Annotated in this window: 23 protein-coding genes; 14 read left to right on the top strand and 9 right to left on the bottom strand. The window is 62.8% G+C overall.

Annotated elements, in window-relative coordinates; all coding sequences use genetic code 11:
- Positions 1–7: 7 nt before the first annotated feature.
- Positions 8–1,399 carry a M10 family metallopeptidase gene (locus OC446_RS02865; protein WP_262027666.1) on the bottom strand — a complete coding sequence of 464 codons (1,392 nt, stop codon included), beginning with the start codon at positions 1,397–1,399 and terminating at the stop codon, positions 8–10.
- A gap of 244 nt (positions 1,400–1,643) precedes the next feature.
- Positions 1,644–2,147: a YcgN family cysteine cluster protein gene (locus OC446_RS02860; protein WP_262027533.1), complete on the bottom strand. Its 504-nt coding sequence runs from the start codon at positions 2,145–2,147 to the stop codon at positions 1,644–1,646.
- A 239-nt stretch (positions 2,148–2,386) separates the two neighbouring features.
- On the opposite strand from OC446_RS02860, the gene OC446_RS02855 reads away from it, so the two are divergent.
- Genes OC446_RS02855 through OC446_RS02840 form a run of 4 tightly spaced genes read left to right on the top strand, consistent with a single transcriptional unit; the run spans position 2,387 to position 6,317 of the window.
- A complete protein-coding gene (locus OC446_RS02855) occupies positions 2,387–4,570 on the top strand; it encodes a transglycosylase domain-containing protein (protein WP_262027532.1) in 2,184 nt (727 codons plus the stop codon).
- Between the two features lie 21 nt (positions 4,571–4,591).
- Positions 4,592–5,242: a DUF1214 domain-containing protein gene (locus OC446_RS02850; protein WP_262027531.1), complete on the top strand. Its 651-nt coding sequence runs from the start codon at positions 4,592–4,594 to the stop codon at positions 5,240–5,242.
- Positions 5,239–5,802 (top strand): hypothetical protein, encoded by a 564-nt coding sequence (locus tag OC446_RS02845; RefSeq protein ID WP_262027530.1) that lies wholly within the window; start codon positions 5,239–5,241, stop codon positions 5,800–5,802. The genes OC446_RS02850 and OC446_RS02845 overlap by 4 nt, the downstream gene beginning before the upstream one ends.
- 5 nt (positions 5,803–5,807) lie before the next feature.
- The gene (locus tag OC446_RS02840) at positions 5,808–6,317 is read left to right on the top strand and encodes a GNAT family N-acetyltransferase (protein WP_262027529.1); all 510 of its coding nucleotides are present in this window, start codon (positions 5,808–5,810) and stop codon (positions 6,315–6,317) included.
- Between the two features lie 33 nt (positions 6,318–6,350).
- Here the strand turns inward: OC446_RS02840 and OC446_RS02835 are convergent, their stop codons facing one another.
- Complete coding sequence (locus OC446_RS02835) at positions 6,351–6,554, bottom strand: hypothetical protein (protein WP_262027528.1); 204 nt, start codon at positions 6,552–6,554, stop codon at positions 6,351–6,353.
- Positions 6,555–6,803: 249 nt separating this feature from the next.
- On the opposite strand from OC446_RS02835, the gene OC446_RS02830 reads away from it, so the two are divergent.
- On the top strand, positions 6,804–7,814 hold the full coding sequence (locus tag OC446_RS02830) for a DUF2336 domain-containing protein (protein ID WP_262027527.1): 1,011 nt from the start codon (positions 6,804–6,806) through the stop codon (positions 7,812–7,814).
- A gap of 159 nt (positions 7,815–7,973) precedes the next feature.
- Positions 7,974–8,558: a carboxymuconolactone decarboxylase family protein gene (locus tag OC446_RS02825; protein WP_262027526.1), complete on the top strand. Its 585-nt coding sequence runs from the start codon at positions 7,974–7,976 to the stop codon at positions 8,556–8,558.
- Between the two features lie 49 nt (positions 8,559–8,607).
- Here the strand turns inward: OC446_RS02825 and OC446_RS02820 are convergent, their stop codons facing one another.
- Positions 8,608–8,949 (bottom strand): DUF1491 family protein, encoded by a 342-nt coding sequence (locus OC446_RS02820; protein WP_181053509.1) that lies wholly within the window; start codon positions 8,947–8,949, stop codon positions 8,608–8,610.
- Entirely contained in the window at positions 8,949–9,797 is an 849-nt protein-coding gene (locus OC446_RS02815; protein WP_262027525.1) for a peptidoglycan-binding domain-containing protein, read from the bottom strand. The genes OC446_RS02820 and OC446_RS02815 overlap by 1 nt, the downstream gene beginning before the upstream one ends.
- A gap of 353 nt (positions 9,798–10,150) precedes the next feature.
- On the opposite strand from OC446_RS02815, the gene OC446_RS02810 reads away from it, so the two are divergent.
- Entirely contained in the window at positions 10,151–10,471 is a 321-nt protein-coding gene (locus tag OC446_RS02810) for a hypothetical protein (protein WP_262027524.1), read from the top strand.
- 68 nt (positions 10,472–10,539) lie between these two features.
- A complete protein-coding gene (locus OC446_RS02805) occupies positions 10,540–10,968 on the top strand; it encodes a SufE family protein (RefSeq protein WP_262027523.1) in 429 nt (142 codons plus the stop codon).
- Here OC446_RS02805 and OC446_RS02800 read toward each other — a convergent pair.
- On the bottom strand, positions 10,965–11,933 hold the full coding sequence (locus OC446_RS02800) for a DUF6456 domain-containing protein (RefSeq protein ID WP_262027522.1): 969 nt from the start codon (positions 11,931–11,933) through the stop codon (positions 10,965–10,967). The two genes, OC446_RS02805 and OC446_RS02800, sit on opposite strands and share 4 nt — an antisense overlap.
- 478 nt (positions 11,934–12,411) lie before the next feature.
- Complete coding sequence (locus OC446_RS02795; protein WP_262027521.1) at positions 12,412–12,846, bottom strand: MucR family transcriptional regulator; 435 nt, start codon at positions 12,844–12,846, stop codon at positions 12,412–12,414.
- Between the two features lie 424 nt (positions 12,847–13,270).
- Between OC446_RS02795 and OC446_RS02790 the strand changes: the two genes are divergently transcribed.
- The 3 genes from OC446_RS02790 to OC446_RS02780 all read left to right on the top strand — a co-directional run bounded on the left by OC446_RS02790 (position 13,271) and on the right by OC446_RS02780 (position 18,411).
- Positions 13,271–15,382: a S9 family peptidase gene (locus tag OC446_RS02790; RefSeq protein WP_262027520.1), complete on the top strand. Its 2,112-nt coding sequence runs from the start codon at positions 13,271–13,273 to the stop codon at positions 15,380–15,382.
- A gap of 87 nt (positions 15,383–15,469) precedes the next feature.
- On the top strand, positions 15,470–17,851 hold the full coding sequence (locus OC446_RS02785) for a PAS domain-containing protein (protein ID WP_262027519.1): 2,382 nt from the start codon (positions 15,470–15,472) through the stop codon (positions 17,849–17,851).
- Positions 17,852–17,856: 5 nt separating this feature from the next.
- Positions 17,857–18,411, top strand: coding sequence for a hydrolase (locus tag OC446_RS02780; RefSeq protein ID WP_262027518.1), 555 nt, complete (start codon positions 17,857–17,859; stop codon positions 18,409–18,411).
- Here OC446_RS02780 and OC446_RS02775 read toward each other — a convergent pair.
- Entirely contained in the window at positions 18,404–19,363 is a 960-nt protein-coding gene (locus tag OC446_RS02775) for a hypothetical protein (RefSeq protein ID WP_262027517.1), read from the bottom strand. The genes OC446_RS02780 and OC446_RS02775 overlap by 8 nt on opposite strands.
- A 307-nt stretch (positions 19,364–19,670) precedes the next feature.
- On the opposite strand from OC446_RS02775, the gene OC446_RS02770 reads away from it, so the two are divergent.
- Both OC446_RS02770 and OC446_RS02765 read left to right on the top strand, forming a co-directional pair.
- Positions 19,671–20,270 (top strand): superoxide dismutase, encoded by a 600-nt coding sequence (locus OC446_RS02770; protein WP_262027516.1) that lies wholly within the window; start codon positions 19,671–19,673, stop codon positions 20,268–20,270.
- A gap of 70 nt (positions 20,271–20,340) precedes the next feature.
- Complete coding sequence (locus tag OC446_RS02765) at positions 20,341–20,820, top strand: DUF2938 domain-containing protein (RefSeq protein ID WP_262027515.1); 480 nt, start codon at positions 20,341–20,343, stop codon at positions 20,818–20,820.
- Positions 20,821–20,825: 5 nt separating this feature from the next.
- On the opposite strand, the gene OC446_RS02760 is transcribed toward OC446_RS02765, so the two are convergent.
- The gene (locus tag OC446_RS02760) at positions 20,826–21,677 is read right to left on the bottom strand and encodes a ChbG/HpnK family deacetylase (protein ID WP_262027514.1); all 852 of its coding nucleotides are present in this window, start codon (positions 21,675–21,677) and stop codon (positions 20,826–20,828) included.
- 96 nt (positions 21,678–21,773) lie between these two features.
- On the opposite strand from OC446_RS02760, the gene OC446_RS02755 reads away from it, so the two are divergent.
- A complete protein-coding gene (locus OC446_RS02755; RefSeq protein ID WP_262027513.1) occupies positions 21,774–22,760 on the top strand; it encodes a glycosyltransferase family 2 protein in 987 nt (328 codons plus the stop codon).

The raw sequence follows: 22,760 nt of genomic DNA, 5'->3' as shown, positions 1-22,760 counted from the left end.
GACTTCATCAGAGATAAAAGTCGGCGGACGTCAATGTCGAGATACCCGCAATGTTGATGCGAAAGTCAGCGATCTTGTCGCCGTTCACGTCCCCCGCCAGCACACCTCCGCTGAAGTTCAGCTGGGCGGCATGGCCCGAGAAACCCGCACCGCCGATGAACGAGAACGCCTGATCGCCGCGGACCGTCGTGCTGGCATCGATACTGCGCAGATCGATATGGTCCGTGCCGTGCACGAAGTCCATGATCGTGTCGCGGGCGCTCGAGGCGGAGTCCTTGACGGATTTGAAATCGAAGATGTCCGCGCCGCTGCCGCCGGAAAGCGTATCGGCTCCGAAGCCACCATTCAGCAGGTCCGCCCCATCCAGCCCGGACAGCTTGTCCGCCCCCGCGCCGCCTGTGAGCTGGTTTGCGCCCTGATTGCCGGTGATCGAATCGTTTCCTGAGCCGCCGACCGCGTTCTCGATGAGGGATCGAGTGTCACCCTGGTAGAGCAAGGCATTGGCAACGTTGCCGACTGCGACCTTCGAACCGTCCCAGCTCAGCTTCGCAAGCTGAGTGCTGGAGGTCTTGGTCCATTCGCCCGGGCGCAGGTCAACCTTCAGATTGGTCGTATAGTTGGAGAGATTATACGTGTCGTTGCCGCCGCCGTCCCAGATCGTCAGGAAGACCCTGTTATCGCCGGGGGTCCCCTGGGCCACGCCGTTGATGCTCATCTCGCCCGTGGTCGGGCTCCAGGAATAGGTCGAGTTGCCGCTGTTCGTGGCATAATTCGCCCCATACATGTGCTGGACGGCTGCAATGTCATACATCATCAGGGACTGGGCGAAGCCCCAAGTCTCATTGGTGTAACCGGACGTCGTCGAGCCTCCGATGTAGGAGCGGTAGCTCATGACCGTGTATTCCAGGGAATCCCGGTCCTGCGGCATGATGTTGCCTTCATGCGAATGTTCGAGCCCGATCGCATGTCCGAGTTCGTGCAGGAAAACCATATAGGCATAATTGCCCTTCGCAGGACTGGCGAAGTACGCATTGGAAAGATTGAACCATACGTCCCCACCCTCTGCTGCCGTCGAGGGGAGGTAAGCCCATGCGGTGGGCGTCGCATCCGACATGGCCAAGCGCACATCGGCGTGCTGGGTTGCCGTTTCAGCCACTTCCGTGAAGGTCAAATTCGCAACGGAGGCATAGGCCTTCAGCGCGTTGCGGGCGGTTGTCTGCTGAATCGAGCCGAGGCTTGCGAAATTCGTCGTGTTCTCCCCTGAACCGTACGAACTCCCGTAGATGGATCCGCTCATCGGGAAACTATAAGTTACGCTGTTCGCAGCCCATTTGTAATCACCGAGAACGCCATCGATATACGCATTGCCAGTCAGGCTATAAGTAGCAATCGCAGACATAAAACACCCTATTCGGAAAATATTCTGAAGAAATGAAATCAGAACCGCTCTAAGTCCGATGAGGGTTGCCGGGCGGGAGTGGCACTGGCAACTACTCCAGAAGGGGTATTTGGTCGCCAAGTTCGCGGATATTGCTGCACGAACGCTGCGATCAGGCAGCGTCTTTCCATGTTTTCCCTAGGAGGGCCGACGGCGTCAGGAGTGATCGCCATGTCGCAATCTGCGACGCTTTGCCCTCGAACCTTCAGTCCCGACGGGTACTGGGATCCTCCATGGGCCAGTTGGTGATCCGCTCCAGGAGTTCGGCGACGGTGAAATCCTCTTCCGGGCCAGCGACCCGGTCGCGGACGGAGATTCCGGCCGCATGGACCGTCTCCGGATCGCCGGAGACGAGCGGGTGCCACCAATAGAGGTCCTGCCCCTCGGCCAGGAGCCGATAGGCGCAGGTATTCGGCAGCCAGGAAAGGCTCCGCACGGCCTGGGGCGTGAGGCGCACGCAATCGGCCACCTTGGCCTGGCGGTTCGGGTAGTCTCGGCAGCGGCAGGTCTGGTCGTTCAGGAGGGTGCAGCCTACGTCCGTGTACATCACCTCGGCCGTGTCCTCGTCCTCGAGCTTGACGAGGCAGCAGCGGCCGCAGCCGTCGCACAGGCTCTCCCACTCGTCCATGGTCATGGCTTCGAGCGGCGTCACGCGCCAGAAGGGTTGCTCCTCCGGCTGAGGGTGAAAGAGGGGTGCGGCATTTGGCATGTGGGCGCTTTGACGTCTCTTTGAGGCGGTTTGAGGGAAGGTGCTAAGCCGCACACTGGGCAGCTTATCCTTCGGAAGAGGTAAATCTCTGTGAACCTACAAACAAGGTTCTGAGTTATATATATCGGCATCGCCACGCTTCGGTATTGCCGGTAGGACATTCGAACATCATAAAATAGGCAGGTCAGGCCCCGACCTGTTCGAGGACCGTCGTGAGTCAGAAGCCCCCAATTCCTCTTATGACGCGGATCAAGCGCGGCGCGCTGTGGTTCGACGCGTGGCTCAACTCGACGCTGTACCAGAGCGGGCGCGGGCTGGGCAGCGCGTGGGGCTGGTACTCGGAGAAGATGAGGTGTCTGCGGTTTCGTGGGTCCCTTCGCGGCATCCTCGACCTGACCAGCGAGGCGACGACCCTCGGCGCCGCAGGGGGCATCGTGATGCTGGCGCTCGCGCTGCCGGCCTTCCGGGAGACAGAGGATGACTGGCTGAAGACCCAGGATCTCGCCGTCACCTTCCTCGACCGCTACGGCCAGGAGGTCGGGCGGCGCGGCCTCCACCTGGACGATTCCTACAAGCTCGAGGATTTTCCCGACTACATGATCAAGGCAGCGCTGGCGACGGAAGACCGACGCTTCTACGATCACTGGGGTATCGATCCGATCGGCACCCTGCGTGCGCTCGTCGTGAACACCCAGGGCGGTGGCGTCGTGCAGGGCGGCTCCTCCATCACCCAGCAGTTGGCCAAGAACCTCTTCCTCACCAACGAGCGCTCCCTGGAGCGCAAGATCAAGGAAGCTTTCCTGGCGGTCTGGCTCGAATTCCACCTGACCAAGGACGAAATCCTCAAACATTATCTCGACCGGGCCTATATGGGCGGCGGCGCCCACGGCGTCGTGGCGGCGGCGGATTACTATTTCGGCAAGCCGGCCAAGGAGTTGACCCTGGCGGAATCCGCCATGCTGGCCGGCCTGTTCAAGGCCCCGACCAAATATGCCCCGCACGTGAACCTGCCGGCGGCCCGCGCCCGGGCGAACGAGGTCCTGCGTAACATGGTCGAGGCCGGCTTCCTGACGGAAGGACAGATCCAGACGGCCCGGCGCAATCCGGCGACCCCGGTCAACCGCCAGCGCGAGACAACCCCGGACTTCTATCTCGATTGGGCCTTCGAACAGGTGAAGGCGCTCGCGGCCGAGAAGAAGTTCGGTCACGAGCGGGTGCTGATCGTGAAGACGCCGCTCGACACAGCGCTCCAGCGGCATACGGAAGAGACCCTGGAGAACATGCTGCGCCAGCACGGCCGTCAGTACAGGGCGGGCCAGGGCGCCATCGTCGTCATGGACGTGGACGGCGCGGTCCGCACCATCGTCGGCGGGCGCGATTACGGCCAGAGCCAGTTCAACCGCGCCACGGCGGGGCTGCGCCAGCCGGGCTCGTCCTTCAAGCCGTTCGTGTATGCCGCCGCCCTGACCACCAACCCGAAGCTGCGGCCCAACTCGACGGTCGTCGACCGGCCGATCTGCCTCGGCAACTGGTGTCCGCAGAACTACGGCCGCTCCTTCGCAGGCGCCATGCCGCTCGTCTCCGCCCTCGCCCGCTCCATCAACTCGATCCCGGTCCAGATGTCCGTCGAGATCGGCAAGGGCAACGCCAAGGCCGGCCGCGCCGTCATCGTCGATACGGCCAAGCGCATGGGCCTCACCCACCCGCTGACCGATTCGAGCTCGCTGCCGATCGGCGCCGCCGAGGTCACGCCCATCGATATGGCGGCTTCGTACGCGGTCTTCGCCAATGGCGGCTACCGAGCCGACCCCTATGCCGCCTGGGAGGTCCGCAACTCGTCGGGCGAGGTCATCTACCGGCACGACCGGGACACGCCGCCCAAGCAGGTGCTCGACACTCGGGTCGTCAACGACATGAACTTCATGCTCAACAAGGTGGTCGAGGAAGGCACCGGCAAGCGCGCCGCACTCGAAGGCATCCCGGCCGCCGGAAAAACCGGGACCACCAACGGCTATAAGGATGCCTGGTTCGTTGGCTATACGGGCAATCTCGTCGCGAGCGTCTGGTACGGCAATGACGATTCCCGCCCCATGAACGAGATGACCGGCGGCACGCTTCCGGCGATGACATGGCACGAGGTAATGGGCCTCGCCCATCAGAACCTCGAGATCCGTCCCATCCCCGGAGCAAGCCCGGCCAATGCGTTCCGGGTCGCCTCCTCGAAGGGTCAGTCGGCCGACCAGGCCCAGACCCCCGCCCAGTCTTTCCTGGCCGGTACGCTCTCCCGCAAGTCCTACGAGGTCCTTGGCGGTATCGGCACCCTGTTCCAGTCGGTCGACCGTTCGGTGACGACGGGTAAGGCTCCGGAAACCACCGGCGGCTCCGCTGCGGTGGATGTCCGTCGCCGGGTCGCGATGCCCTAACGAATGCACATAGAGGCTCCCTTGACGAACGCCCCGGCGGCCGCTTCGATGCGCGCCTCAACGACCGCTTTATCGCCTGCCACCGTGAGACGCGTCCCCACAATCCTCTTCATCGTCTATGCGCTGCTTCTGGCGCTGGGACTCGGCTTGGGGTCCGCCTACTGGGCCATCAACGGCGAGCCGCCCTTCGGCAGCCTGAGGCTCGGACCTTGGCAGGCTTGGCCCAAGCTCGGCTCGCCCGAGGCGGATCCTTATATGCGTGCGATCCTCGCCCGGCGTGGCGACGTTCCGTTGGCGACGGGCGAAGGACTGGGCTTCACCGCCCAGACCGACAGCGAAGGCCGACCACTCGATTCCGCCTGTACCTACACGATCGGCGCGGTTGCCCCTACCGCTCGTCTCTGGACGCTGACCCTTTACGACGGCGACGGGCGCCTGCCTGTCACGGAGCTTGGGCGCAGGAACTTCACCTCGGCTGAAGTGCTCCGGGATGCCCAGGATCGCTTCACCATCGCCCTGTCCCGTACGCTGCAGCCGGGCAACTGGATTCAGCTTCCCGCCGCGGGCCCCTTCGCGGTATCCCTTCGTCTCTACGACCCTCCCGGGGCCGCCGGCGCCAATCTCGAACAGGTCGACTTTCCTGTCATCCAGCGTCTGGGGTGCGGCGCATGAGAGGCTTTTCCCGTTTCCTGGTCGCCACCTTCTGCGGCATCGTGATTGCGGCGGGGGTTCACATCGTGGCGATCCTCGCCAGTCCCTACCTTGCGGACCAGGATGCCTTCGCGAAGGTTCAGACGACCCTGACCGCCGAAAAGGCTCAGATCATCAGCAAGCCGGGCGGCGAGAACACCTGGCTTCCACGACCGGACCCGGCCATCGCCGTGGCGACCTGCGTCTTCGATCTGCGGAATGGCCCCATGCGCGTCGCGGCTCAGACCGGCTCCCTCCCTCTGTCCTTCTCGTTTCACAAGGAGTCGGGCGGCGTCTATTTTGCGGTCACGGACCGTGCTGCCGTTCGGGGTGAGCTCGAGATCGTCACTCTGACAGCCCGCCAGCTCGACGAGGCCCGTGCCGCCGAGGACGAGAACGATCCCTCGCGGGACGTGAGGATCGTCTCTCCCGAGCAGCAGGGCTTCGTCATCGTGCGTGTCGCCGCTCCCAGCGCCAGCCTGCGGCCCCAGGCGGAGGAGGCAGCGAAATCCGTCTCCTGCACGGCCGAGCAGGATCCCTGATCATCATGCCCTGGCGCCCTATGACCGCTGAGGACTTGGACGAAGTCCAGGTTCTGGCGGATACGATCCACGTCGATCACCCGGAAGATCGCGAAGTGCTCGCCGAGCGCCGACGACTTTATCCGCAGGGCTGCCTCATGATGATCGAGGACGGGCGCGCGATCGGCTATGCCCTCACCCATCCCTGGCGCCTGGGAGAACCGCCGCCCCTGAACGAGCCGCTGGGCAAGCTCCCCGAGGCGCCCACCACCTACTACATCCATGACGTCGCCCTGCTCCCGACCGCACGCGGCAAGGGCTATGCGGCGCAGGCCGCGAACAGACTAATCGAACATGCCCGCGCCGCAGGCTTCGACAATCTGTCGCTCGTCGCCGTCAACAGGTCTCAGGCATTCTGGGAAAGGATCGGCTTTCGGGTTCTGACCCGATCGGGCCTGGAAGCGAAGCTCACGAGCTACGGGCCGGACGCGGTGCTCATGGTGCAGGATCTGGCAAGCCCGAACCGCGACGCCTAACGGCGTCTCATCGTCATGAAATCAGAATGAAAATCAGGAGCGGCGACGGCCAGGGCTGTTGGACGCCAGCGGGCGGGACGGTCCCGGATTGGGTGAGGGCCTCTCATAGCGGACGCCTGTGAACAACAGGATCTCGCCCCGAGGCTCATCGGCCGCCAGGATCGGGCGCTGCGGACGCTCCGTACTATCCGGAAATGCGATCACCACTCCCGGCGATCTGGTCCAGATGTCTCGCATGTCGCCCTCCTCTATCGTGCCACTTCTGCCTCTACGCCTGACTCACAAAAAGAGATCTATGGTTAACAGTTCGTTGCCGCCACGGTGAGCGCATCAGAAAAACGCGCGCCCTGACAAGAAAACAACACTCGCTGCCGCGCTTCAGTTCCTCCTGTGAAACCCTTAATTCCCGGGATGTTCAAGGCTGTTAAAGGTGCGCTAAGGAGCGCCTCCTAACCTAAGGTCAATTGCGATGAAGCGAGTGCGAGCATGGCGTCGTCTGCACATCCGGACCTTTGGTCGGACCTGTCGGCTTTCGGATCGTCGGACGGCTCGTCCGAAGCGCGCGCCGCTCTCCTAAAAGTGAACGCGGAGATGTTCGTCGCGGCGGCGGCGCGAGACCGCGAAAGCATCGAAACCTTCGAGACCCTCGTTCTCGGTTTTTTGCCGAAGATCGACGCCACGACCCGTCGCGACCTCGCCCGCATTCTGGCGCCCTGCCCGGACACCCCCGCATCGATCCTGGAGCATCTGGCGCGGCATTCACCCGATGCCGTGCACGTCGCGCCTCATCACGCCGTGCCGCCATCTCTCGGCGAGAGGCAGCTTGCCACGCCGGAAGGCCGCCTCGCCCTCGCGGGGCAGCCGGACCTCGATCCGACGATGATCCATAGGCTCCTGGTTCTGAGGGAAAGCGCCGTCGAGGACGGGCTTGCGGCCAATCCGACTCTTCTTCCCGACACGGCGCCTTTCGCGGAACTGTTGCGGCGGTCGCGTGCGCGTCCGGCCCTTGCCACCATTCTTCTGGAGCGCGCCGACCTTCCAACCGCCGCTCAGGCGTCTCTTTACCTCTCCGCGTCCAGCGAGCGTCGCGAGGCCATCCGGGAGCGTATCGCCGCCTCCCTGGCCCATCGGCGCGTGAGCCTGTCCTTCACGCTGACCGAGCAGGACGTGGCCGACCTTTCGGCTGCGGCTCTCAAGGGCGACGATCACAGGCTGGAAACGAACCTGACGGCCCTGTTCGGTTTTCCGACCTCCACGGAATGGCGCCTCCTCGAACTCGGGCGTCACCGTCTTCTGGCTCTCGCGCTGAGCGTCCTGGGCGTGCCGCGGAGCGATGCGATCAGGATCTTTCTCAACTTGCACCCGGCCTTGTCCTATCCGCTTTCCGCCATCAGGACATTGCTGCGGGAAATGCGGGACGTTCCGGCACCTGTCGCGCTCACACTGGTCGAATGCATCCTGGATGTCAGGACCCTCTCCGGTGAGGCGTTGGCTTAAAGCATCGTGCGGAAAAGTGGATCCGGTTTTCCGCTCGGAACGATGCTTTCGTCCGCGAGGAAGAATCGCCGTCCCACCTCCAGACCCGGCTTCGGGGTGGATGTGGGCACCGCCGGATTTCTGCTAGAGTGTCGGGGTGTGATCTAACTGGAGGGTCGGATGTTCCTGCAGGTCATCGAGGAAGAGAACGCCACCGGCAAAGTCGCAGAGATCTACGAGAAGCAGAGAGCGCAACTCGGGTTTGTCATGGAAGCCGCGAAATGCTTCACGGCTCGACCGGACCTGTTGCCGATCTACACGGAGTTTTCAGACCGCATCCGCGCAGGCTTCTCCCTCGGCCTCCGGGAGTGGCGCCTGATCACGCTGATCGCCGCGAAGCACATTCCCTCGACCTATTGCTCTCACGTGTATAGCAAGCAACTCGCCGACGATCTCGGCTCTAAGGAAGCCGTGCTCGCCGTTCAGCGGGATTTCCGAACCGCCGGCCTGTCTGACAGGGACATCGCGATGCTGACTTACGCCGAAAAGGTCGTCCGAAATGCCTCGCAGATTACCCAGGGTGATATCGAACGTCTGAGGCAGGTTGATTTTTCGGACCAGCAGATCTGCGACATTGCCCTTTGCGCATCCTTCCGATGCTTCGTGAGCCGCTTCTTCGACGCCATGGGCGCTGGAACCGAGGCCGCGTTTGTCGACGAGAATTCCGAGTTCCAATCGGCGATGAGTGTTGGTCGGCCACTCTGAGCCATCAACGCCAGGAAAGCCGCGTCTGTTCGGAAGATCGACGAGCGACTCAGTCCTCGGATGCGAGGTCGAGGAAGTGGCGCCCTGCCCGATCGTCGACCTCGACGAGCCACAGATCCGAGTCGAAGCGCAGCTCGCGCGTCATCCGCTCCTCCACGTCGAGGGGCATGACGTCCTTCAGGATCGGTGAGAAGAGCCGCTCGCCGCTCTCGTCGAGAAAGAGCTGCGGCGCGGGACCATAGAGGCTCGCGGTGCCGTCGAGCCGATCCACCTTGACGAAGACCGCGCCGGCTTCGGCGGCGCCGCGTTTGCGCAGGGCGGCATCGACACCCTCGACCGAGCAGCGGCGAAGGTAGGCGGACACCCAGAAGTCGGAGCGAAGGCGGGACATTATGGGACCGCGATGCCGGATGCGGCGGAGAGTTCGCGGATCGTCCGCGCGTTCAATTCGCCCGTCACGGGCAGACGCCGGTCCTGCTCGAACCGTTCGATGGCCTGCCGTGTCCCCGAACCCATCATCCCGTCGACCTTCACGCTGTAGCCCAGCCGCGCAAGCGCGCGCTGGCCGGCAAGGACCGTATCAGCCTGGTCCGAGCGGCCCACATTGGCGGGCGGCACCGGCACCGGGCCGCCCATGCGGATCATGTCGGCGATCGGATCGCGGCTGGCGCTCCGCGTGGGCGGATTCGCCGGCGCGGGGGCGGCGGCGCTGGGCAATGTCGGGCGGGCCATCGGCACGGCGGCCGGAACGGGCTGACCTCCGTTGCGGATCATGTCTGCGATCGGATTACGCGCCGGGGTCTTGGGCGTGGCGACGGAGGGGGCTGCCGCCTCAGCGACTGGATGAGGGACGGCTTCATGGGGGAGCGGGGCCGCGGCCAAGTCCCCGACTGGTTGGGCGCCGGGACGCGCGGGCGGCAGAGGCTGGCGCACCTCGGCCTCGGCCTTGGGTTCGGGCGCGAAGACGACCTCCCGCGTGTTGAAGAGCGGCGCCGGATGGCGGCTGCTTTGCAGCGCCAGCGCGTTCCAGGCGATCACGCCGCCGCATCCGGTCAGGAACAGGGCCGCGAGGATCTGGCGCGGATGGCTGAAGACGAACGACACTGCCCTTTCGCCGACGCCCGGCTTGCGCGGCGGCCTGGCGGCGCGCTTCTGCGTCGTCCGCGCCGGCGCCTTCCGGCGTACGACGGCCGGCAGGTCGAGATCGTCATCGGGATGGTCGACAAAAGCTTCACGCAAGGGAGTCGTTTCCGTCTTCGAAGGATGATGTCGTTGTGGTCCGCCCAGGCTGCAAGACAAGACGGCAGCTCACCGCTTCTTGTCCTTCTGAGGGCAAAGCCTGACAGACCGGGTTTAAGCGAAACCTAATTGCCCCGGTTCAGGCGGAGAAACGGCCCGTCGAAAGCGGCACGCGCGCCCCACAGCGTACAATGTTCCAAAATTTATCCTTTCCTTTCAGGTGCTTAATACAGGAAAGCGAAATAAAGGTTTCGTTCATCCTGTTTCCATTTTTCTCCAGCAGGTCCTACGCGGGGTATGCCGGATACGTTATGGTGCTGCATCGTCCCTCGGTTTGAGCCGCCCGCAGCCTCATGTTTTCGATTCTCCGTTTCATCCTCATTGTCGGCACCATTTTCTACTTCTCGCCGGTACGCCAGCAGGGCGAGGGAACGGCGGCCGTCGAGGCCCTGCTTACCCCGAAGAAGACCGAGCCGGCGACGGGCCATGCCCTCGATGCGGATCACTCGGGTCATCTCGAATCCATCTGGAAAGCGCTGCCCGAAAGCGCCAAGCAGGCCGTCGTCGACAAGGTTCTCAGCACGTCCGGCCTCCCGGTTTCCGACTCCACGAGGCCTTCAGACACCCTGCGGCCCGAGGACCGGGAACCGGCTGCGTCCAGGCCGCGCACATAAATCCGGCTCGGTCCGTCGCCAAACCCCGCGGCGATGGCTATATGACGGGCAGACAACCCGGATTTGCCATGCTGCCGACAATCGACGAAATCGTTTCCAATTTCGAACTGCTCGACGAATGGGAAGAGCGTTACCGCTACATCATCGAGCTCGGCCGCCTGATGGAGCCCCTGCCGCAAGAGGCCTATAGCGACGCCAACAAGGTTCAGGGCTGCGCGAGCCAAGTCTGGCTCCAGACAGAGCTGACGTCCACGAACGGCGAGCCTGTCCTGCATCTGCGTGGCGACAGCGATGCCCATATCGTGCGCGGCCTCGTGGCGCTCCTGATCTCACTCTATAACGGCAAGACACCTTCGGAAGCCCTTTCCACCGACGCCCTCGCGCTGTTCAAGGAACTCGGCCTGTCCGAGCATCTGACGCCGCAACGGTCGAACGGCGTCAGATCCATGGTCGAACGCATCCGCCGGGATGCCCAGGCGGCTATCGCGACGCCTTAAAGCTTTCCACCCTCGATCACCACCGCCTGCCACGTCCGGATTCCGCGCGACGCGGCCGGCCCCCGAGCCGAGGCTTCGATGCCGTAGTGTTCGGCGAGCCGCACCAGGGCGAGACGCACCACGATCTTGGCGGAGCGCGCGGGCCATTGCCGCTCGCGCTCGATCTGCTCAAGACCTTTCAGAAAGCCGCAGAGGTCGAGAAGCAGGTCGCTGAAATCGCCTCCGATGGCGTCGAAGGCGGTCCGCAGCCGCTGGCGGGCGGCGACCATCCGGTCCGTCGCCTCACCCGGCGAAGCCGGCCCTCCGCTCCTCGGCATCCCATCCCAGCGGGCGGTCACCCCGGGCAGAAGACCGGCGACCATGATGTCGGTTCGCAGTCGCTCGCCGGCCTGATAGGACGCCTCGTCGATCATGGGTTCGCCGTCGCGGCCCTTGCGGCGGCGCAGCCAGTCGAGCGGGCTCTCCTCTGAATCCACGCGAACCCGGGTCGCGCCCGTTTCCGTCTCGACCGTAGCCAACTCCGTTTCGCGGTGCTGGTGAAAGAACGCCATATCCGGTTCGGGCGCCGAGGCGCGACGCAGATACGCTTCACCTGCCTTCGTCAGCCTCAAGCCCTTCCGGCCCGAAGGAGTCTGCTCCCAGCGCGTGAGATCCTGGCGCACGAGAGTGTCCGCCACCGCCGAGGCGAAGCGCCCTGCCCCTACGGAAATTTCAGACCGGCGCCTGTGGACAAGTACACTCTCCGGATCCGTCGGATCGATGATCGCCGACACGTCCGGCTGAGCCAGCGTCGAGAGAAGCCGCCGAGCCTCCTTGGTCAGGGAATCGGCTCCTGCCGCGGCAGCCGCGATGTCCGTCTTCCGGCTTCCACTGCGTCTACGCCTCTCCGAACGAGACTTCTTGGAGCCTGAAATCCTTTGTGCGGCAATACTCCGATGAACCGCATCGCCGTCGCTAATGTTCATGTTTTGTTCCTATAAATAAAGTAAGGAAGGGGTCCCCCTTCCGTCCTCGATAGTGGGGCCATATTCCTAGTTGTCAACGAGGATTCAAAACTGTTGATAAGACTGAGGATAACTCGGACGAAGTCGATTTCATCCGCAGAACCGCCGCAATGGGCCTCTGCATTCGACAGTGCCGACGCTACTGACGATCCCTCGGCTGGTCCCGAACGACGAGTGCTGTCTTCGGATGCCCGTGCTGCGACCTCAGCAAGGTCGATCCTCATCGTTGTGAGAAGTCTGTCCCACTCGACCAAGCGCAGGCGCCTGTCCTTGAAACCCGGGCCGTGGCGCGGCCAGGGCAAGACGAACGGTGAAACGGTGCGGTCCCGCCCACCCCGTTTCGCTCCTCCTGATCGAGCTTCGGCCGGCGAGCGGAACACCTGTCCTGAAAAGCAAAAAGCCGCCCCGGAGGGCGGCTGTATCGACCAGAAGGCCGATCTTAGCTGCTGCTGCGCGAGGAACGGCGCTTACGGCGCTGCTGGCCGAGGCCCATTTCCTTAGCGAGCTCCGAGCGAGCCTTGGCGTAGTTGGGAGCCACCATCGGGTAGTCGACGGGCAAAGCCCACTTCTCGCGATACTGCTCGGGCGTCATGTTGTACTGCGTACGAAGATGGCGCTTCAAAGACTTGAACTTCTTACCGTCTTCCAGGCAGACGATGTAATCCGGCGTGACGGACTTCTTCACGGGGATAGCCGGCTTCGGAGCTTCCATAGGAGCTTCCACGGTGCCGCCCCCGACACGCAGAAGAGCCGAATGGACGTCATTGATTAGCGTCGGCAGGTCGCCCGAAGGAACAGAATTATTGCTGACGTAAGCAGAGACGATATCCGCAGCCAGCTCAATGTAGTTCGAAGCAGCGATGTTGTCGCTCATTTTGATTTTCTTCCTTTCCGGCTCTTTAGAATCGCTCAAAAAAGCATTTCAACCTACGTTTGAGCATTCTCGTCTGAAGCAATGCTTGCTTCTTGCTTGAGCCGCGCCCTACTTGCACAGAAATCGTGCTCGTTTTTCCCAAGTATGGCAAATTGAGCCGCATTGCAAGATGTGCAAAAGGAAAACTTTGGAAAACTTCGTATCAACTATCACTATGCAATAAACCTACCCTGAACAGTTGGTGCCATTGACCAGAGGTTAAGGCGTTCATCACGTAAATTTCATCGCTCTGATCCGAAGAAGTAACTAAGAAGGCATTTTTTCTGCGGGTTCGGTGCCCATTCGCCCCCATCCGGACCCGACATGGGAAATCCTCGTTATCTGTGCATAATCTCGCTTCTTGATCATCCACCCGGACAGTTTCATGAATATTCAACGCCTTCCTGTTGCTCATTTGCCTGCCGCTCCCTCGGTTCCTGCCAAATCTCATGTGTTCGAGGTGCACGGGATTCGGGTTCAGGACGATTATGCGTGGCTGAAGGCCGAGAACTGGAAGGACGTCCTCAAGGATCCGTCCGTTCTCGATCCCGCCATCCGGGCCGTCCTCGAACAGGAGAATACGTACGCTGCGGCGGCCTTCTCCGGAACAGAAGAGTTCCAGGCTAGTCTCGTGGCCGAGATGCGCGGTCGCATCAAGGAGGATGATTCCTCAGTTCCCGAGCCGGACGGGCCTTTCGCCTACTTCACCCGCTACCGGGAGGGCGGCCAGCATCCGCTCGTGTGCCGGCAGCCCCGTGACGGCGGGCCGGAATCGATCATGCTCGACGGCGACAAGGAAGCGGAAGGTCGCCCCTTCTTCGATCTCGGAGGCGCAGATCATTCTCCCGATCACCGTCTTTTGGCCTGGGGCGCGGACATCAAGGGATCGGAATACTTCACGATCCGCGTTCGGGATCTCAACAGCGGCGCGGATCTGCCGGACGAGGTCCCGCAGACATCCGGCGGCGCCGTCTGGCTCAACGATTCCTCCGGCTTCTATTATGTCGAACTCGACGAGAACCACCGCCCGGTGCGCGTCAAACGCCATCTGGTCGGGTCGAGCATCGACGATGATCAGGTCGTCTATGAAGAAAAGGACCCCGGCTTCTTCGTGAAGCTTGGTATCACGCAGTCGAATGCGTTTGTTCTCATCGAAGCGAGCGACCACGAAACCTCCGAAATCTGGCTGCTTGACCGAACGGATGCCTCGGCATCGCCGCGGATCGTCGAGGCGCGCACGCCTCAGCTGAAATACGAAGTGGAGCATCACGGCGACAGCCTGATCATCCTCACCAATGCGGACGGCTCCGAGGACTTCAAGATCGTCACGGCACCCGTCGCCACGCCGGGTCGCGCCCAATGGAAGGATCTCGTTCCCTACAGGCCCGGGACGATGATCCTTTCGGCCGTGGCGCTCGCCCGCTACCTTGTCAGACTTGAACGGGAGAACGCGAATCCGCGCATCGTATTGCGCGAATTCGCCACCGGACGGGAAGAGACTGTGGCGTTCGAGGAGGAGGCGTATTCGCTCGGCTTCTCGGCCGGATACGAATTCGACACCGACATCATCCGCTACCATTACTCGTCGATGACCACTCCGAGCGAGGTGATCGACTATCATCTGGTCACCGGAGAGCGCACGCTGCGCAAGCGGCAGGAAGTGCCGAGCGGGCATAACCCGGCCGATTACGTGACGCGGCGTCTGTTCGCCACGGCTCCAGACGGCGAACAGGTGCCGATCTCGCTCGTGCATCGGCGCGAGGTCGTGCTCGACGGCTCAGCCCCGTGCCTGCTTTACGGATACGGTTCCTACGGCATGTCCATGCCGGCGAACTTCCGAACCGGCATCCTGTCCCTCGTCGATCGCGGCTTCGTCTATGCGATCGCGCATATCCGCGGCGGCACCGAAAAGGGCTGGCGCTGGTACATGGACGGCAAGCGCGAGAAGAAGACCAATACGTTCACGGATTTCGTCGCCTGCGGCGAGGCCCTCATCCAGGCAGGTTATACGTCCCGTGGGCGGATCGTGGCCCATGGCGGCAGCGCGGGCGGCATGCTCATGGGCGCGGTCGCCAACCTGGCGCCGAACCTTTTCGCAGGCATCATGGCCGAGGTGCCCTTCGTCGACGTCCTCAACACCATGCTCGACAGCGAATTGCCCCTCACCCCACCCGAGTGGCCAGAATGGGGAAACCCGGCGGCAGACGAATCCGCGTTCCGGACGATCCTGTCCTACTCGCCCTACGACAACGTGAAGCCGCAAGCCTACCCGGCGATCCTGGCACTCGCCGGCCTCACCGATCCGCGCGTGACCTATTGGGAGCCGGCGAAGTGGGTCGCGAAGCTGCGATCGACCATGACGGGCGGCGGGCCGGTCATTCTCAAGCTCAACATGGAGGCGGGCCATGCCGGCGCGGCGGGCCGCTTCGACCGGCTTGAGGAAGTCGCTCTCGCCTATACCTTTGCCATTCGTTGCCTCGAAGGCTTTCAGAACTGACGGGATGCGCTATTTTAAAACATAGCATCGCGAGAGATGCCGCCTAGCAAGCCGCAGACCTTACAGAGAGGCCGAGAGTTCAATGCGATGACCAAACGCGGCAGTTTACTGGTCGACGACGAAATCGCCCCTCAGGAAGGTGGCGATGAGCGCATCGCAGAGCTGGAAGCTCGCCTGGCTCAGGCGGAGGCGGCCCTGCACACCAGCAATTTCAAGCTGAGGATCGCGCTCGACGTCGCCCGGCTCGGCGCATGGGAACGTAACCTGAAGACCGACGAGATCATCGGCACGGCGGCCTTCAAGGAGTATCTCGGGCTCGCGCCGGAGGCCACGCTTACCTATGCCGATCTGCAGGCCATGTTCCACCCGTCGGATCTCGATCGCATCAACCAAGCGATTGCCTATGCGCTCCGCACCAAGACGGACTTCAACATCGAGTATCGGGTCCTGAGGCCCGATGGAAGCATCGGCCATGTCCACATGCGTGGTGGCATCATCTACGAGGACGGCCAACCTGCCCGCTTCGCCGGTGTTCTGCAGGATATCAGGGAGCGGCAGAAAATCAGGGAAGAGATGGGCCAGGCCCAGCGCCGCCAGGAATTTCTCCTCAAGCTCAACGATCAGCTCAGCAATTTCGACGATCCTCACCGGGTCATGGAGGTTGCGGCTCGCAACGTGAGCAACTTCCTGAAAGTGGATACGGCGGGCTATGGGGAGGTCTACGAGGATCGCGGCGTCATCATCGTCGAACGGGAGTGGTCGCGAGGTCTCATCAGCAACGAGGGAAAGGTCGAGAAGATCGACCAGCATGCTAGCCCGGTCATCGAAGCGTTGAAGCGGGGGCAGCCCGCCATCATCAATGATGTCAGGACCGATCCCCGCCTCGGCGACCCGGCCGCCCAAGCGTTCTATAACACCATCAACGTGCGCTCGGGCTTCGCCATCCCCATCCACAAGCATGGGCGTTTCATCGCTGAGTTCTACGTGTATTCCTCGAGCCCGAGGGACTGGACGAGCGACGAGATTTCCCTTGTCGAAGACGTGGCCGAGCGCACTTGGCTGGCCATCGAAAAGATCCGCGCCGAGACGAAGCTTCGCGAAACGGAAGCACTCTTCAAGCTTATCGCGGAGTCCCTCCCCGCTCTCGTGTGGATCATCAAGCCCAATCTGGAATTGACCTATACGAATGAAAGGTGGGTCACTTACTCGGGTCTTCCGCCTCAGGATGCGCTGGGTCTCAGCTGGACGGCTGCCATTCATCCGGACGACTGGGCCAAGATGACCGAAGAGATAAAGCCCGTCATAGCCGGCGAAACCACTTACACGACGGAGGCGCGCTATCGTTCAGCGGACGGGGAGTATCGCTGGCACATCATTCGTGCTGCCCCGGTGCGCAATGCCGCCACGGGAGAATTCAAGGGATGGGTGGGCACAAGCGTCGATATCCATGACCTGAAGATGACGGAAGAGGCGTTGCGCACGAGCGAAGAACGCCTGTCACTCGCCCAGAGTGCCGCCGGCATCGGCGTCTTCGACTGGCATGTTCCGTCGGACACCATCACCTGGACGGTGGAACAGGAGCGTCTTTTCGGAATGGAGCCTGGATCATTCAAGGGATCCTCGTCCGACTGGGCGGAGCGTATCATCCCCGAAGACCGGGAATACGCAATTCAGGCTATTGCCGATGCGCTGGCCCGCCATGACAAGGATATCGACTTCATCTTCCGGATCCAGCGTCCAGACGGGATCCGTACGATGCAGACCATTGCATTGTTCTTCTATCAGGCGGATGGATCGCCACTCCGCATGGTCGGGGTCGACATCGACATCACACACTACAAGGAAGCGGAGAACCGTCAGAACCTTCTGATCCGGGAGCTGCACCACAGGGTCAAGAATACTCTCGCCACCGTGCAGGCGATCGTCGGATCCACCGCCCGCACGGCGTCGAGCATCGACGAGTTCTACCAGGGCTTCGTCGGCCGCATCGTCTCCCTGGCGCGCACGCACAACCTGCTCACCGAGGATCTATGGCAGAAGGCCGACCTCGAAGTATTGGTCCAGACGGAGCTCGGGCCGTACGAGGACGAGGCGAGGAATCGCATCACCATCATGGGGCCTCACCTCGAGCTGCCCTCGGAAGCAGCCGTTCCGATCGGCATGGCGATTCACGAGCTGACCACGAACGCGGCCAAGCATGGAGCATTGTCTACCTTCGGCGGCCAAGTCGAGGTTCGCTGGGAGATCTTGGGCGACGAACGTCCGATGCTGCATTTCTCCTGGGAGGAGCATGGAGGGCCGCACGTGAGCGCGCCCGGGCGCCAAGGCTTCGGCACGCGCCTGCTGCAGCGTGTCCTGTCCACCCAGCTGCAGGCTGAGGTTTCCATGGAATTTCCCCAGGAGGGGCTGCGCTTCTCGATGCGCATGCCGATTCCGAACGATCCCCCTCCCTTCAATCCGGATGGTTGAGTTCCATGCTGCTCGACGCGAAACGCTCCCACCTCGTCGTCATCGACCTGCAAGCCCGCCTCATGCCTGCCATTCACGAGGGCGAGGCCGTCCTCCGGAATGTGCGCATCCTGCTGGAGGCGGCCAAACGGCTCGGTATCCCCGTCACGGTGACGGAGCAATATCCCAAGGGACTGGGTCCGACCGTGCCGCCGGTGCAGGAGGCCTTGCCGCCGGAAGCGGCCACTCTGGCCAAGACCGCCTTCTCGGCCGCTCGCGACCCGATGATCGCGGAACGGATCGCAACCCTGCGCGGGGGCGGACGGAACCAGCTCGTGATCTGCGGAACCGAAGCGCATATCTGCGTGCTGCAGAGCGCCCTGGAGTTCAAGACGTCCGGCCTCGACGTCTTCGTGGTGGCGGATGCGGTGTCGAGCCGGTCGAGCCACAGCGTCAACGCCGCCTGCGCGCGGCTGCTTCACGCGGGCTGCCAGTGGGTGACCACGGAGATGGCCGCTTTCGAGTGGATGGGCGAAGCGGCGACGGATGACTTCCGCGCCCTGGCTCCCTTGTTCAGGTAGAGGACGGCGAGCCGCCCTCGCCTCCCGCTGCGATGAACGCCTTCAGCTCGTCCAGGGACTGGAAGCGGAACACGCCGCTCGGGGTCTGGGCTTCGATCGAGCCGTCCGAGAACATCACGTATTTGTTGTCGCCGGAATTGTAGGTGCCGACCACTACGGGAGGATGGGAGGCGTCGGGAGCCGCCTCGAGCTCCTCTTCGCCTTCCCTTTCGGCATCAGGGGCAACCTCAGGTTCGGGCTCGGGCTCCGGCTCACTCTCCGTAAGGGACTCGGCCGCGAGTTCACGAGCTTCGTCACGTTCGTCGTGATCTTGCCTCGCGGGCGCGGGTTCAGGAGCGTCCTGATTACGGTGATAGAGATCGGAGACATCGATGACGCGCGGTTCTTCTTCCTCGTCGCGCACCCGATCCGCCAGAAGGAAATCGGGCACCTTCATGTCCGGCTCGTCTTCATCGTGGATCGGTGCAGGCGATGGAGCCGGCCTGGGCGGAAACGGCACGACCGGCTCGGCAACCTGCGGCTGCTCCGGCCATGCGGCGACATTCACGTCTTCCTCAGCCGGCTCCCGGCGATCCTCGCCCTCGAAGAGCGGAAGGGTCGCTTGCAGTTCATCGACGCGCTCCCCCTCCTCTGGGGCTGAGTCGGCCGCATGGCCCGCCATGGCTCCGCCGGAGAGCGCCGCCAGGGAGGGCTCCTTCAAGGATTTAGGTGTTTCGAGAACGGCATCTTCGTCGAAACCGGCCTGCAGCCGCAACAACCGCTTCTCGATCTTTGCCAGCTTGGCCACAACGGCGGTGATGCCGAGCAGGAGCGCGCCGCTCGCGGCTGTGACGCTTCCGGCAATCACCATCGTCCAGCCACGCTCGACGAGAACGATGTCCCATCCGAATAAAGCCGCGAAAAGCCCACCAACGATCATCGCAAAAGCGAGGGCCAGAAGAGCGATGATCATGCAGTCTCCATCATACGCAAACCGAAGATAACCAAGGCAAAGCTATGCCTCTATAGGCAAAAGACAACCGCCTGTGAAGCTTAGGCAGAAAAAAGTCGCGAGCTTGGCCGTTGCTCTTGGAGGGGTGGCGCTTTAACTAAAGCCCGAGGCGCATCGTGCGGAAAAGTTGCCACGGTTTCCGCTGACGCGGCCCCCTGGGTCCGCATCGGGCGATGCGCAGTCAAACGAAGGGCATCGGATCAACCCCGGAAGTGGTCCTCACTTTTGGGTCCGGTGCCCCGGGTCGCTCAATCCAAAGGAGACGCCGATGTCGTTCACCCTGCCCGAACTGCCTTATGCCTATGATGCCCTGCAGCCTTACATGTCGAAGGAAACGCTCGAGTTTCATCACGACAAGCACCATGCTGCTTACGTCAACACCGGCAACAACCTGCTGAAAGGCACGGAATTCGAGGGCAAAAGCGTCGAGGAGGTCGTGAAAGGCTCCTACGGCAAGAACCAGGCCCTCTTCAACAATGCCGGTCAGCATTACAACCACATCCACTTCTGGCTCTGGATGAAGCCCAATGGCGGCGGCGCCCTCCCGGGCAAGCTCGAGAAGAAGATCATCGAGGACATCGGCTCGGTCGACAAGATGAAGGAAGACTTCGTCCAGGCCGGCGTCGGCCAGTTCGGCTCCGGCTGGGCCTGGCTTGCGGTCAAGGACGGCAAGGTCACCGTCATGAAGACCCCGAATGGCGAAAACCCGCTCGTGCATGGCGCCCAGCCGATCCTCGGCTGCGACGTGTGGGAGCACTCCTACTACATCGATTACCGCAACCGCCGTCCCGACTACCTCAAGGCCTTCCTCGACAATCTCGTGAACTGGGAGCACGTCGAGGAAATGTACGAGAGCGCGACCAAGTAAGCTGAGTAACGATACGTCGAACGGGCCTCTTCGGAGGCCCGTTTCATGTTGCCCCAATGGAGACCAAGCCGTGATCGACTTCCTGTATCGCACCATTCTGATCGGGATCGGCGCAACGGTCGTTTTCGACCTGTGGGGGCTGTTCCTGAAGCACGCATTCGGGCTTCCGGGAGCGAACTGGGGCCTGGTCGGCCGCTGGTTCTGCCATCTGGCCGGCGGCACGGTCTATCACGAGGACATCGCCAAGGCCCGTCCGTTTGCCCACGAAAAGTCCGTGGGCTGGATCGGGCATTACGCCGTCGGCATCCTCTTTGCGGCGATCCTGCTGGCTGTCACGCCCCCTGGCTGGGTCCAGCAACCGACCCTGGGACCTGCCCTCATCGTCGGCCTGGTGACAGTCAGCGCAGGCTGGTTCCTGCTTCAGCCCGGCATGGGCGCCGGCTTCGCCGCATCGAAACGGCCCAATGCCGGCCAGATCAGAGCTCTCAACATCGCCGGGCACGTCGTGTTCGGACTGGGCCTCTACGCGAGTGCCTTTCTCGTCCGGTAAGGCTCTCAGGTGGCCTCGAACCTCGGTGCGAGCCTCAAGCCCCGCTGCTCCAGCAATTCGCCAAAAGCGTCTGATTTCAGATAGTCCAGCTCCGCCACCCGGCTTTCCAGCGCAGGATCGAGCGATCGCAGCTCGTCGTCCACATAGCCCGGATGGCACATGACGAGAGGGTGGGTCCCGAGGCTCGAAAAGGCCTCCTCGAAAACCCTGGCGGCCGGAACCGAGAGGTCGAGCGGGGCGAATCCTGAAAAGCCCTTGTTGGTCCGGAAGCCCTCCTCATGGGCCCTGCTGGCGAACCCCCGAGCCAGGGATTTCACGATCAGCGCCTTGTTGCGCCCGATGGGGCGGCGCAGGATCGCCGTGGCCCTGTCCGAGGGATCACGCAGCCAGACGCGGCTCGCATAGCCCCGCGCCTTCAGGGCCGCGATCAGGGCCGGCCGGATCACAGGCAGCACGTGGACATGCTGGTGCCCGTCCACGAAGGCCGGAGCCGCCCCGAAGACCTCCTCGAAGGCATCGATCTGACGGGCGATTTCCCGGGCGATTTCGACGGCGGGCCATTGCCGTTTCAGGGCTTTCGGAAGCAATTCCTTCAATGTTGGAAATCGTCCCGAGGGGGCGAGAACCGGCATGGCCCCCAGAGGCGAACCTGTCGTGAGGTTGAGATGCAGCCCCACAGCCATCCGATCGCGAACGCCCCCCAGGCTTTCCGCCGCCCGGCGCCAGCCCGGCATGTTGGTCATGGCACCGGTTGCGGACAGACGTCCCATTCCGGCCAGTTCCACGATGCCCCGGCTGACCCCGTCGGCGATGCCGAAGTCGTCGGCGCAAAGTATGACGGAACGGAAGGAGCTCATGAAGGACCTTAAAATCAGCTTTGCCGCACCCTAATCCTCTTGAGGAAAGACGCAAACTCGGCTCTTGATGCAGCCCGATCATCAAGGGTTTTCTCAGTGGCGTCGCCTCAGCTCAGTGTCATCATCCCCGTGCACAACGAGGGCGCGAACATCGCGCCCCTGTGCGAGCGCCTGCTTCCCATCCTCAACCGGATCACGTCGGTCTGGGAGGTGGTTTTCGTCGATGACGGCAGCCCGGACGATACCCTCGACAGAATCAGGGAGGTCAGCCGGGCCGAGCCGCGTGTCGGCGCCGTCTCCTTCAGCCGCAACTTCGGCAAGGAAATCGCCATCGCGGCCGGGCTCGACCATGCGCAGGGCGACGCGGTGGTGATCATGGACGCGGATCTGCAGCACCCTCCGGAGATGATCGAGACCTTCGTCGAGCGTTGGCGGGAAGGCTATATGATGGTCTACGGCCAGCGTACGGACCGGTCCGACGAGACCCGGGTCAAGCGCGGCTTCGCCCACCTGTTCTACCAGCTCTTCGCCCGCTTCGGCGAAATCGCCCTGCCCGAGGGCGCAGGCGATTTCCGCCTGATCGACCGCAAGGGCGTGGAAGTGCTGCGGACGCTCGGCGAGAAGGCTCGGTTCTCCAAGGGCCTTTATGCCTGGATCGGCTTCAAGGCGACCGGCGTGCCCTTCGTGGTGGAGGAGCGCCGCTTCGGCACCTCGAAATGGAGCTTCAGGAAGCTCTTCCGCTTCGCCTTCGACGGCATCGCAGCCTTCTCGACGGTGCCCCTGCGGATCTGGACCTATATCGGCTTCCTGATCTCGATCCTGTCGATCGCCACCGCGGTGTTCTTCATGATCCGTACGCTCCTGTTCGGCACCGATCTGCCCGGCTTCCCGAGCCTGATCGTCTCGATCATGTTCTTCTCCGGCATTCAGCTCATGTCGCTCGGCATCGTGGGCGAATATGTCGGCCGCATCTTCGCCGAGGTGAAGCGCCGGCCGCTTTACGTGGTGGCGGAGCGGATCGGCGGCGCGGCGGAGGTTTCGAGCAGCATCGTTCCGGAAACCTATCCCCTGCGCCGGGCCTGA

Origin of the sequence: Microvirga sp. Mcv34 (genome assembly GCF_024519725.1) — a bacterium.
Lineage (GTDB): Bacteria > Pseudomonadota > Alphaproteobacteria > Rhizobiales > Beijerinckiaceae > Microvirga.
This window is presented reverse-complemented; position numbering and strand designations above follow the sequence as displayed.